The organism is Shewanella sp. 10N.286.51.B8 (assembly GCF_041469325.1).
Classification (GTDB): Bacteria; Pseudomonadota; Gammaproteobacteria; order Enterobacterales; family Shewanellaceae; genus Shewanella.
The window spans coordinates 165,067-178,330 of record NZ_JBFRKG010000018.1; the positions used below are offsets into that span (position 1 = coordinate 165,067).

7 protein-coding genes are annotated in these 13,264 nt (G+C 42.9%); 4 read left to right on the top strand and 3 right to left on the bottom strand.

The window, feature by feature from the left end; all coding sequences use genetic code 11:
• Nucleotides 1–43: 43 nt before the first annotated feature.
• Both AB4160_RS08580 and AB4160_RS08585 read right to left on the bottom strand, forming a co-directional pair.
• Complete coding sequence (locus AB4160_RS08580) at nt 44–3,751, bottom strand: response regulator (RefSeq protein WP_102531221.1); 3,708 nt, start codon at nt 3,749–3,751, stop codon at nt 44–46.
• Between the two features lie 321 nt (nt 3,752–4,072).
• The gene (locus AB4160_RS08585) at nt 4,073–5,467 is read right to left on the bottom strand and encodes a PhoH family protein (protein WP_102436666.1); all 1,395 of its coding nucleotides are present in this window, start codon (nt 5,465–5,467) and stop codon (nt 4,073–4,075) included.
• Nucleotides 5,468–5,834: 367 nt separating this feature from the next.
• Between AB4160_RS08585 and rapA the strand changes: the two genes are divergently transcribed.
• Complete coding sequence (gene rapA / locus AB4160_RS08590; protein WP_102436664.1) at nt 5,835–8,741, top strand: RNA polymerase-associated protein RapA; 2,907 nt, start codon at nt 5,835–5,837, stop codon at nt 8,739–8,741.
• Between the two features lie 170 nt (nt 8,742–8,911).
• Nucleotides 8,912–9,784, top strand: a complete 873-nt coding sequence (locus AB4160_RS08595; RefSeq protein ID WP_102436662.1) for a DUF3530 family protein — start codon at nt 8,912–8,914, stop codon at nt 9,782–9,784.
• Nucleotides 9,785–9,984: 200 nt separating this feature from the next.
• On the opposite strand, the gene AB4160_RS08600 is transcribed toward AB4160_RS08595, so the two are convergent.
• Nucleotides 9,985–10,791 (bottom strand): crotonase/enoyl-CoA hydratase family protein, encoded by an 807-nt coding sequence (locus AB4160_RS08600; protein ID WP_102475359.1) that lies wholly within the window; start codon nt 10,789–10,791, stop codon nt 9,985–9,987.
• A 380-nt stretch (nt 10,792–11,171) separates the two neighbouring features.
• Here AB4160_RS08600 and AB4160_RS08605 point away from each other — a divergent pair, with 380 nt between their 5' ends.
• The gene (locus tag AB4160_RS08605; RefSeq protein WP_102436656.1) at nt 11,172–12,167 is read left to right on the top strand and encodes a response regulator; all 996 of its coding nucleotides are present in this window, start codon (nt 11,172–11,174) and stop codon (nt 12,165–12,167) included.
• 88 nt (nt 12,168–12,255) lie between these two features.
• The gene (locus AB4160_RS08610; protein ID WP_102436654.1) at nt 12,256–13,215 is read left to right on the top strand and encodes a sensor domain-containing diguanylate cyclase; all 960 of its coding nucleotides are present in this window, start codon (nt 12,256–12,258) and stop codon (nt 13,213–13,215) included.
• Nucleotides 13,216–13,264: the final 49 nt, after the last annotated feature.

The window sequence follows — 13,264 nt, forward strand, 5'->3', positions numbered from 1 at the left end:
TTAATTGTTATTATTGGCGACTTAACTGACGCCATTATTGTTGTTATTTTTGCTGCTGATTTTTATAGTCAATCCAATGCTCTAAGGTATCAAACAATTCATTTAATACTATCGGCTTGGTGATATGGGCATTCATGCCCGCTTGAATACTTTTCTCTCTGTCACCAGACATGGCGTGGGCCGTCATGGCAATAATCGGCATTTGCTCTGTAGTGTAACGCTTACGTAATTCTCTGGCAGCAGTCAAGCCATCCATGACCGGCATTTGAATATCCATCAATACGGCATCAAACGGACGAGTATCGATCATATCTAGTGCTATTTGACCATTATCAGCCACTTCAACTTCATAACCGGCGCTTTTAAGTAGCTCGGTGGCTACCTGCTGATTAATAAAGTTATCTTCAACCAGCAAGACTAATCCGGTTTGTTTGGCAGCTTCGGAATCCTCTTCAACCACAGGCGCTACATTCAATTGAGGCTCAGCGGCAAAGGCGCCAATAATCTCATCAAACAAGGCTGATGCTTTAAAAGGCTTTTGCAAAACAGCAAACACACGACTGACATCAAACTCGGCCTCTAACGGCTCAGCACTATAAGCGGTCATTAAAATAATCACCGGACGCTTTTTAATCCGCCCATCAGCAACCATTTCATCAATGATATTAATCACATCGCCGCCGCCCATTTCAGGCATCATCCAATCAAGCAATAATAAATCTATTGGGCTGTGGGCTAAAACATCTAGTGCCTGTGCACCACTTTGCGCGGTTTTCACCCCAAAGCTAAAGTCGCGCATCAAGGTGGAATATATCTGCAAAGCACTTGGGTTATCATCCACCACTAAGGTAGTTAAGTTATTTAACTGCTTTGGCACCACCAATGGCTCAACCACATTTTCTTCAGCAATTTCAAAACTAATGGTAAAGCTGAAAGTACTCCCTTGATTGAGCTCTGATTCAACGGCCATGGTGCCGCCCATCAGCGAGACTAAATGCTTACTAATAGACAGGCCTAATCCGGTACCACCATATTTTCGAGTGGTAGAACCATCAGCTTGGGAGAAGGCATCAAACAAGTTCGCTTGTTGCTCTTGGCTAATACCAATACCGGTATCGCGTACCCAAAACTTAAGGGTAATACGGTGATCTCGCTCGCCTACATCTTCACAGCCCAGTTCAATCTCACCATTTTGAGTAAATTTAACCGCGTTAGATAATAAGTTAACTAAAATTTGCCCTAAACGCAGAGGGTCACCACTGAGAATTAGCCCAGCGGTAACCGGGGCATATAGTAGTAACTCAACGCCTTTTTCTTGAGCCTTTTGCGCATTCATATCAATGACATGATCAAGCACTTTATCCAGTGGGAATGACACCCTTTCAAGCTCTAATTTACCCGCTTCAATTTTAGAGAAATCCAAAATATCATTAATAATGCGCAGTAATGACTGAGCAGAGAATCCCGCTTTATTTAAATAATCTTTTTGCTGAGCGGTTAACTGAGTTCGCAGCGCCAATTGCAACATACCGATAATGGCATTCATCGGTGTACGAATTTCATGGCTCATATTGGCCAAGAATTCACTCTTATACATGTTGGCTAACTCAGCATCTTGCTTAGCTTCAAGCAAGGCCACTTCGTTACTCTTTTGGCGGGTAATATCTTTATGCGTACCCAGCATTCGCTTAGACTGACCATCGGCAGCAAACTCCACTGCTCGGCCCCGAGACAGCACCCAATGATACTTTCCAGATTTAGAGCGCATACGGTATTCAATCTCATAGGTTCCTTTGGGCTTTAGCGCATATGCACTTCGATACTCTTCGACTCGCATGCGATCGTCTGGGTGAATGAGTGCATCCGTTGCTGAAATAAGCGCTGGAAATTCGTTCGGCTTATAACCTAGCATTGAATAAAATGCGGGGTTACAAATCAGCTGCTCTGAATCTAAATACCAATCCCACAAGCCATCTTCTACTGCATCCATGGCTAAATGGTAACGCTCTTCAGATAATCGTAATTGCTCAGCCGATTCATATTCACGGGTGACATCACGCCATACTGAAATAAGCCCTAATAACTCGCCGCGGCGGTTATAAAATGGCAGTTTTAAGGTATCGAGCAGTACCGTTTTACCACCAATATCGGCTTTTTCTTGATAACGCATCAGTGAGCGTTCGGTTAATACTTTTTGATCTTCTTCGCGGCTACGCACGCCTTGATCGTAACTGGTATCAAGGGACAATTGCCCGATCATGTCACTTTCTTTGCAGCCCAGCATGTACTCAGCCGATTTATTACAGCCTAAATACTTACCTTCTTTATCTTTGTAAACAATCGCCTCTGGGATTGAGTCAATCAATGAGCGTAATAGTGCAAACTCACGTTCTCGGCGCTCAGTAGTATCGCGCAAACGTTGGGTGCGCCTTGCGACTAAGTTATCCAGACGTTTATTTTGCTCGGCTAGATGACCGGTATATTGTTTGTTCTCTTCAAAAATACGACTCACCAGCAAGAACCACGGCTCCCAACCTTCAGTGATTTTTTCAGGTGGCGATTTAGGCTCGCGAGAACACTCTTCCAAATGGGTCAATAAACGTGAGGCAGGGTTAACGAATGAGCGGCGAGTTTGCCAGTGAACAATGGTCACCAGCACTGACAAGGCGAAAACCACCAGTAAGAAACTCACTTTTAACTTATCCCAAGCGTCTTGGAATAACAGGTCTTCATCTTGCAGATATAGCAAGCGCCATGGCGGGTTTTGCAGCGCGACTGAGTGAATATAGTAGCCGTTGCGCAGTATGCCATCATGGGCATCGAACATTTCAGATTCAGGCAAAGAATGCAGCTCTGACGGAATGCGCTGACTGATATGATAAACCCGGTTCATATCGCTGGCTTCAAAATCACTGTGGGACAATATATTGTTATATTGATCCAGCAAAATCACTGTACCCGGCATTTTAAAATACATCCGCATTTGCTTAGCTAACGATGCCAAAGTCATGTCTAAATTGATTGAACCAATAAACTCATCTTCAAGATATACTGGCAGACCTAGGGTGGTTAACAAACCTTGATCGGCTAAATCTACATAAGCTTCACGCCAAAAAACACTGCGCTGCGGATTCATGGCAGGAGTAGCAAGTTGGAATTGTTTTTTATTAAGCAGCTCTTCTCGAAAACGGTACTCGTCATTGGTCCACGGAAATGACGACATGATCCTTTGTTTGGATATGTAATAAATCGAAGAAGCTTTAGGGGCGGCCTCTTTCGCAACAGGGAAAGACAACGACAGCTCAAATAGCATTTCTAATTCTTGATAAAACCTGTCGCTGCGGCCATCAAGGGTACCCATACCGGTAATGCGCCCCATATTGGTAAAGGGCTCACCACTAGTGGCATAACTTGGCTCTAAGGTAAAAAATTGACCATCTTCATTGAATTTTTCGTATTGAGGTAAGCGATCTTTACGGACTAACTCGCCTAAACGTAAGTTATCTACGGCGACGTTACGTAAGCTTTTTACTGCACGGATACTCGACTCCAGCAGTAAATCAATTTGCAAGACATGACGCAATACTTGCTCTTCACGCTCTTTAATTAGCTGGGTTTTTTCACGCTCAAACAATACCCATGCCGATAAAAGTGCCATAACAATTACACCAATATAAGTATAAAAAACGGCTCGGTTATACTTTCTTTGAATAAGCGATTTTAATTGTAATTCTGGCTCGGTCGATTTCATTGAAAACCCTTTGGCTTTTCTTAGCAGCGTAGATATTTAATAAGGTAAAAAAGGAGGTACGCTAACAATGTCTATTTATGCATATTATCAGGAACATATTCGCAATCACACGAATAAATGTTCACAAAACATGACTAATTTATTTTTCACTCCATTCCACTAAAAACATAGCAAAAATCTGACCATTATTCTTGGCAATAACCCGTAAACTGGCCGCTTACATAAAAGGCGCGTTAAAAGAGCTCGTTGAAACAGATTGCTTAAAAATAAAAAATGGCCACCTAACAGGTAGCCATAAACGGTACTTTAAAGCAGAAGTGCTTATAAGTTCTCTTCAGCAAACTCTGCTAAGCGAGATCGCACCACACCATTAAGGTAAATATTGGCACTGCCGTCAAAGTCTTTAAAACGCTCCACAATATAGGTTAAACCTGATGTCACCGCCGTCAAATAGGTTGAGTCTATTTGCGCCAAGTTACCACAACACACTAGTTTGGTGCCCTCGCCCATGCGGGTGATCATGGTTTTGATTTGTGATGCGGTCAGGTTTTGGCATTCATCTAAAATGACCACTGAATTTTGAATCGAGCGGCCACGCATAAAGTTAATCGATTTAAACTGCACGTTCGCCTTCTCCATGATGTAGTTCATGCTGCCGGTGGGGTTAACATCATTTTTATGCAGCACCTCAAGGGTATCAGTAATTGCCGCAAGCCAGGGCGCCATTTTTTCCTCTTCGGTGCCAGGTAAAAAACCGATGGACTCGGCAATTTCAGGGGTGTTACGGGTTACAATGACTTTTTCGTACTGGTTTTGCTCAACCACCAGCTCAAGCGCAGCCGCCATGGCAATTAAGGTTTTACCACAACCGGCGGGGCCGGTGAGGATCACTAAGTCAATATCTGGATCTAGCAAAGCATTTAACGCCATCCCCTGATAAATATTCTTAGGTTTAACACCCCAAGCTTGCAAATGATTAAGCCTTTCGCGGCCATAATCGATGATATTAAGATGTGTTGCGGTTTTGCTGGCAACCTTGCCGCAAAAATCAGAGGTTTCATCGATAAGGTATTGATTACTGTAGAAGGGCTCGTTACCTACGGCATCGATATCCACCTGATGGACGACTTTGCCAGCTTCTCTATCAGTAGAGACTTTATCCACCTTGTCCCAAAAATCACCGTCAAACTGATAAAAGCCTTTCGCCAAAAAGCGAATATCATCAATTAACTGATCGGTGCGATAGTCTTCAACTCGCTCAATACCCGCCCCTTTAGCTTTAAGGCGCATATTAATGTCTTTGGTGACTAATACGACCTGACGAGGCTGATGCAGATTTTGTAGATGAAGTGCGGTGTTAATAATACGATTATCGTTATTATCGCCTGGCAGAGCGCCAATGATAAAGTCGATTTGATGGTCGGGGAAAATAGATAAACTACCTGATACGTCTAAATGTCCTTCGCGGCTTGGGAGTGCAACGCCGTTTAGAATTTGTTCCGGCGAGGTCTTACCGCCAAGTATGTCTTCCAATGCCCTAATCGCGACCCGGGCATCACGGCTAATATCGTGCTTTCTATCCTTTATATTGTCTAATTCTTCTAACACAGTCATGGGAATTATTACGTCATGTTCTTTAAACGAATATATCGCTAAAGGTTCATGTAGTAACACATTGGTATCCAGTACAAACAACTTTCTGTCGTCTCGTTCCATGGCGCCTCCAGAGTGCTCAATACAAAATGTAACTATGGGATTAAAGCAATATAAACTCCTGTTCATAAGCTGGATTAATCGAATCATCATGATTGATTTTCAACCAAACTTAAATTTACTATGCCAGTAATTATATCAAGTCTCAATATCATTTTATTGATTAAAGGTTCGAGTTTAAGTTGTTAAAGTTGGCACTGAGATGACACCAAGATGACACCAAGATGACACTAAGATGTCAAAAATTCGCTGGCGTAAAAGTGAAATTCCTTCAGATGAATATTTAAATCACTGCTAGAATTTAAATTGAGTAGCGTTTGGTATAACATACGCGCCCTTTGTGTTTATCCGTCCCGAATGAGAGTAAAAAATGCCGTTTTCTTTAGGTCAACGCTGGATTAGTGATACCGAGTCAGAACTTGGTTTAGGAACTGTGGTTGCTGTTGAAGGCCGTATGGTGACAGTATTGTTTCCTGCCGCCGATGAGAACCGTTTGTTCTCCCGCAGTGAAGCGCCATTAACTCGTGTAATTTTTAATCCCGGTGACTCCGTAGAAAGCCATGAAGGCTGGAGCCTAACCATCAGTGAAGTCGAAGAAAAAGATGGTTTAGTCACCTATGTTGGTATCCACAGTGAGACCAACGAAACGGTACGTCTGCGTGAAACCTTACTAAACCACAACATTCGTTTTAATAAACCACAAGACAGATTATTTGCCGGTCAAATTGATCGTCTAGAGCGCTTTGGTATTCGTTACCAAAGCCAAATGCTACGCCATAAACTTGCCACCTCAGATTTGCTTGGGCAACAAGGCCCACGTGTTGGTTTAATTCCACATCAACAGTGGATTGCCCATGAAGTCGGTCGTCGCTATGCCCCTAGAGTACTTTTAGCCGATGAAGTAGGTTTGGGTAAAACCATTGAAGCTGGCCTTATTATCCATCAACAATTATTGACTGGCCGTGCTGAACGTATCTTAGTGATTGTGCCTGACACTTTGCGCCATCAGTGGTTAGTTGAAATGCTGCGCCGCTTTAACTTACGTTTTTCTATTTTCGATGAAGATCGCTGCGTTGAAGCCTATGCCGATAACGACAACCCTTTTTACACTGAACAATTAGTCATTTGTTCATTAGAACTATTACGTAAAAAGCGCCGTTTAGAACAAGCTGTCGATGCCGATTGGGACTTAATGGTAGTGGATGAAGCCCATCACCTTGAGTGGAGCGAAACCGCCCCAAGTCGCGCTTATCAAATCGTAGAAGCCTTAAGTGAAGAAGTGCCTGGAGTGTTATTGCTCACGGCAACGCCAGATCAATTAGGCCATGAAAGTCACTTTGCTCGTTTACGATTACTGGATCCAGATCGCTTCTACGACTACAACGCGTTTCTTGAAGAAGAAAAAAGCTATCAAAGCGTTGCCGAGGCCGCCGAAGCATTAGCTGCCAACGACAAGTTAGCTGACAGTGCTGTTGTCAGCTTAACCGAATTACTCAGCGAGAAAGACATCAGCGCAAGCATTAAGCTTATCCAAGCAGATGATGTCGATGCTGACGCCCAGCAAGCTGCCCGCGCTGAGTTATTACAAGATTTACTCGACCGTCACGGTACTGGCCGCATTTTATACCGTAACAGCCGCGCCTCTGTCAGTGGCTTCCCGACCCGTATTTTTAATCCGCATCCACTGGCTATGCCGCAAGAATACGTCACGGCTGAGCGCGTTAATGCCATGATGGGATCGAAAAAATCAGCTCAAGATCAAGCTAAGCAATCTCTAAGCCCTGAAAAACTGTATCAAGCCTTTGAAACCGATAGTGCCAGTTGGTGGAAGTTTGATCCGCGAGTCGATTGGTTAATTGAATTCTTAAAAGATAATCGCAGTAAAAAAGTGCTGATTATTGCTAGCCAAGCAGAAACGGCATTAAGCCTTGAAGAAGCACTGCGCACCCGTGAAGGTATTCAGGCAACCGTTTTCCATGAAGGGATGTCGATTATTGAACGTGACAAAGCCGGCGCGTACTTTGCCCAAGAAGAAGGCGGCGCTCAGGCGTTAATTTGTTCTGAAATTGGCTCTGAAGGGCGTAACTTCCAATTTGCGAGTCAATTAGTGCTATTTGATTTACCGCTCAACCCTGACTTACTTGAGCAACGTATTGGTCGATTAGATCGTATTGGTCAGCAAAATGATATTCAAATTCATTTGCCATACCTTGAAGACACCGCCCAAGAAAGACTGATGCATTGGTATCATCAAGGCTTAAACTCATTTGAACTTACCTGCCCAAGTGGCCATGTATTGTTCAATGAATTTGCTGATGAGCTAATGAACGTACTCAACGATGACAACCCAGAGCTAATGACAGCGCTGCTTAACGGTACCCAAAGCCGTTACCAAGCACTTAAGCAAGCGATGGAGCAAGGCCGCGATAAGCTGTTAGAGATTAACTCCCATGGCGGCGAGCAATCTAAAAAGTTAGTTGAACGCTTAGCGGAGCGAGACTCAGATACCCACTTAATTGGTTCGGTGATCCGCTTGTGGGACATTATCGGTGTGGATCAAGAAGATCGCGGCGAGAACTCAATCGTATTACGCCCAAGTGAGCACATGCTATTCCCATCGTACCCAGGTCTGCCTGAAGATGGTATTTCTGTGACATTTGATCGTGAAACTGCCCTATCACGTGATGATATTGCCTTTATCTCCCAAGAGCATCCATTAGTGCAAACGGCGTTAGACTTAATCACTGACTCAGAAACCGGAACCACCAGTGTTGCAGTGCTTAAAAACAAAGCCTTACCTGCTGGAACCTTGTTCCTTGAGTTAATTTACATGGCTGATGTTTCGGCACCTAAGTCATCACAGCTTTATCGCTATATGCCACCAACCCCTATCCGAGTGTTATTGGATAAAAGTGGCCAAAACTTAGCTGACAAAGTCGATTATAAGAGCTTTGATAAACAGTTAAGTGCGGTTAACCGTCATATTGCCAGTAAGCTTGTGAATGCATCACAACCTATTTTGCACCCGTTACTGGCCAAAGGTCAGCAACAGGCTGAAATAGAATTAGCCAAACTGGTTGAGCAAGCCCGTGAAAAAATGACCACCCAGCTAACTAGTGAGTTGACCCGACTTGAAGCGCTAAAGGCCGTGAATCCGAATATTCGAGATTCTGAAGTGGACTTTATTCGCAATCAAATGGCTGAATTAAATGGCTATATTGATGATAGTCAATTCCAACTTGACGCTATTAGAATGGTATTAGTTAGCCACGTATAATACACTGCTAATTCGAAGCAAAAAGCCCTGAACTTCAGGGCTTTTTTGTATCTATTTTTTGTCATTGTTTTAAGTGTTTAGCGTAAACATAAGCTCATAAACATAAGCTCATAAACATAAGCGCACAAGTCTATAGTGATGACATCGCAAGATTCGTTAAGGAAGCCACATTGCTGCTAAAGCCTCTGTTTGTTTTATCTGTTACCAGTCTTTTTAGCCTCAGCCTTTTCTGTCACAATGCTATGGCAGCCAGTGAGTTGCCTACTGCTAATGCTGGAAAACAATTTATCAGCGTCCAAGATCAACAACAGCCAGTTTGGGTCAAACCTTGGCAAGGCCCGCACCAGCGCGGCGCAGCTATTATCGTCGGTCCAACCGATTCCCCCGCCAGTGGCAGTGGCCTAATTCGCTATTTACGTGATGAGATCCCCGCATTTGGCTGGGCAAGCTTGAGCATAAAACCCACTGAAGGTTTATACCGACCAAATTTTGCAACTGACGCCGAAGAAATTCCCAAAGCCGGTGAAGCGCAGTTAACCCTGAGTCGTCACCAGCAAGCCCCCAAATTTAGCTCAAACCAACTACTTGAACTGCGTAACTTTCAGCAAGAACTTATGGTGGACAGTCTCGACCAATTGCAAGCTATTGAGGCGCAGTTCCCAGGAAAAAGACTATTAATCGTCACCGATGATAGTGCGGGCATGGTCATTAACTTACTTTTTGAAGCTAAGCTAGCCAAGCCCGACTTATTAGTGGTGATCAACCCCTATCGTGAATATGAGCAGATTATTGCGCCGCAACATCGCGGTTTATCCATTGCCCAACAGCTCAGAGAAATCGATATCCCAATACTGGATCTGCAATCAGCCGATGCTCATCAAATATCTATGACTGAAAGTGCTAGCAGAAAAGCACTCAATAAAGCTAAATCGAGCCAGTATTACCGCCAATATCAATTAGCGCTTAATCTCGATAATCAAAGTGGTTGGGAGCAAGTGCTGCATCATATTGCAGGCTTTAGTAAAGTCATTACCGCACGATAAAAAGGGCCAGCATATTGCTGCCCCTTAATGGCTATTTGCTTATTTTAAGACTGAGTAATAAAGCGTATTTTCAATTTTTTCAATAACATCGCATAATAATCAAACTCCAATGGCCTTTCAGCTATTCACTAAATTTGTGTAATGCAGTATTGGCCGCACTAGTCTAAAAGCTGATTAACTCACAACTGACTCGCTCATTATCACCACCAAGGCTGACGAGACTGATAAGCTTGCTCGGTTTGCTTTATTTCACGATTAGCGGCAATGATACGGTTTTTACCCGCTAACAGGCGAACTTGGCTTAAAGACTCACGACTTAATAACCGCCTTGTTGAGGCTGACCAACTATGATTAATGCTCATTTTAATGGCCGCATTCACATCAGGAGAGCGGGTCATAAACTGCTCGGCAAGCTCAATAGCACGCTGCAATGGCTGTGAACTTTTCTCGGTCACTAAACCAAAATCTAGCGCCTGTGCGGCTGATAGCACTTCTGCGCTATAGGTAATTTTTAAGGCCTTATCTTTGGGCATCACCTGTCTAAGCGCTGCCAGTCCTGCCATATCAGGAACTAAGCCCCATTTTGATTCCATAATAGACAGCTTGGCATCATCACTTGCAATACGAATATCTGCCCCTAGCGCAATTTGCATACCGCCACCAAAACAGCAGCCATCTAATACTGCAATCACAGGGATGGGTAAACGCTGCCAGCCAATAGACACCCGCTGGGCTAAGTTGGCATTACCTGGTAGCCATTTGAACAGCAATTTGGCAATCATGGAGGGGGATTTAGCAATCGCTTTAACATCTAAGCCCGAAGAGAAATTACCATCGGCGCCGGATAATATGACCGCATTAATTTCGCTATCTTTTCTAATATTTTTAATGGTTTTATCAATGGCTTTAAACATTTCATAATTGAGCGCGTTATATTTATCTGGTCGGTTTAGCGTCACAAAAGCAATACCGTTTTGTTTTTTTAACGCCACTAACTTCTTATTCATTGTTCATCCTTAATATAAATAATAACTGGTCAGTCCAGAAGTTACGTTAGCATAAATTGGCTTACTGGCGAATAGTTAAGCTAATTTGATATTCTTCATAAGCTGCTAAAACTACAACAATATATATGTTCCCGCAGGAACAAAAGTGCCGTCAAAATTCAGATTTACTGAATTTAAGAGCATTTTTTCGTTAAACGCCAAAAAATTGTCGATTTTTGGTGCGAAAAGTCAGCAATAAGTTGTAGTATGTTTGCCCATAAAAAGTAACATTACTCATCGACTCATTTTTCTTGTTTAATCGGAGTTCGTTTAAGTGCTCGATCGAGTAATAGCTAATGCATTCAAAATAATAATACCCTGTAAAAGGATCTGCTGTAGCCATGACTATTCCTATTTTAATCTGTGATGACTCAGGATTAGCCAGAAAACAAATGGCGCGAACACTTCCCAAACATTGGGATGTTGAAATCAGTTACGCCACCAATGGTGAAGAAGGCTTGGAGGTGATCCGTCAAGGAAAAGGGGAAATTGTCTTTCTCGACCTTAATATGCCCGTCATGGATGGCTATGAAGTACTAGAAGCCATTCAGCGAGAAGACTTGCCCGCCTTAGTCATTGTGGTCTCTGGTGATATTCAATTAAAAGCCCATGAGCGAGTAAAAGCCCTTGGCGCATTAGATTTTATTCAAAAGCCGGTTAGTGCTGAGTCCATCAGCAATATCTTAGAAGAATACGGCATTTTAACTTTAGCCCTTAAACAATCAACCAATGACACGCCGATGTTTAAAGTTGATTTACGTGACGCTTGCCAAGAAATTGCCAATGTCGCCATGGGCCGCGCTGCCGACTTATTAGCGAAACTACTCGATGTTTTTGTAAAACTGCCAATCCCCAACGTCAATGTTTTAGAAGTCAGCGAACTGACCATGGCACTTAAAGCCACCGAAGAAAGCTCGAAGATTTCTGCATTATGCCAAGGTTTTATTGGCGCTGGGGTTGCTGGTGAGGCGTTATTACTGTTCCATGACTCAAGCTTTGCTGACATGGCTAAACTCATGGGCCACAGTGATCCTGAAGATGCTAACAATGAAATTGAAGTGCTCATTGATACTGGTAATGTGCTTATTGGGGCATTCTTGAATGGCATTTCAGAGCAGCTTGATATGAAATTTAGTCAAGGTCACCCCGTTGTACTTGGTCGCCACTGCACGGTAAATGAGCTTATCCATGACAACTCAGAAAAATGGCAACGCACCCTTGCCATGGAAATCAATTATCAGATTGAAGACCACAATATTCAGTGTGACTTATTACTGTTATTTACGGAAGACTCAATCCCTACATTGAATGCAAAGCTTCACTATATATTTGAATAGATTAAGATAATAATCATATAAACAGTTAGTTAATTGCAATGACTTAACATTGCATATAAAAAGAATAATACAATACGGATGTTAGAGCATGGCTACTGATCAAAGCGCAATGAACGAGCTACACTGGCTTATTGATATGGTACAAACCATTGAAGTTGGCTTGGTGGTGTTAGATCGTGACTACAATATCCAGCTTTGGAATGGTTTCATGGAAAACCATAGCGGTGTGTCACCTAACAGTATTAAAGGTCGCAATCTTTTTGAAGCGTTTAACGATTTACCCTCTGAATGGCTTAAGCAAAAAATGGAGTCGGTATTTCTACTCAAAAACCGATCTTTCATCAGCTGGGAGCAGCGCCCTTATGTCTTCCAGTTTAAAAATTATCGCCCGATCACTGGCCGCGCTGATTACATGTACCAAAACATTACTTTGCTGCCACTGGCGTCGCTAACGGGTGAAATCACCCATATTAGTATTATCGTTTATGATGTGACTGATATCGCCATCAATAAATTACAGCTAAAATCAGTCAATGAGCAACTAGAAACACTCAGCCAAACCGACAGCTTAACCCAGTTGTATAATCGCCGTCATTGGCAAGTTTGCTTTGAAAAAGAATACGAGCGCTTTGCCCGTTATGGTGAAAAAGCCAGTATGATAATGATTGATATCGATCATTTTAAAGCCATCAATGATAAATACGGCCACCCTGCAGGTGACAAAGTCATTCAAAGCCTCGCCAACATATTAAAGCAATCATTACGTGAAACTGATTTTGCCGGCCGCTATGGCGGTGAGGAGTTTGCGGTAGTATTGACTTATACCACCGCTGCTGAATCAAAATACTTCACTGAGCGACTGCGTAAAAAAGTCGAAGCCTCGCAAGTGGTTTATAACAATCAAATCATTAAAATGACCATCAGTATTGGCGTTAATGATTTATCCTCTGCCACCACTAGCAGTGTAAGTTGGTTATCTGGCGCCGATAAAGCTTTATATCAATCGAAAGAAAATGGCCGTAATCAAACCACGGTATTTGAAAAATAACCTGCAGAGGTTCATTTTATCCCCACCGCGATAAGCCATTAAAAAGCCC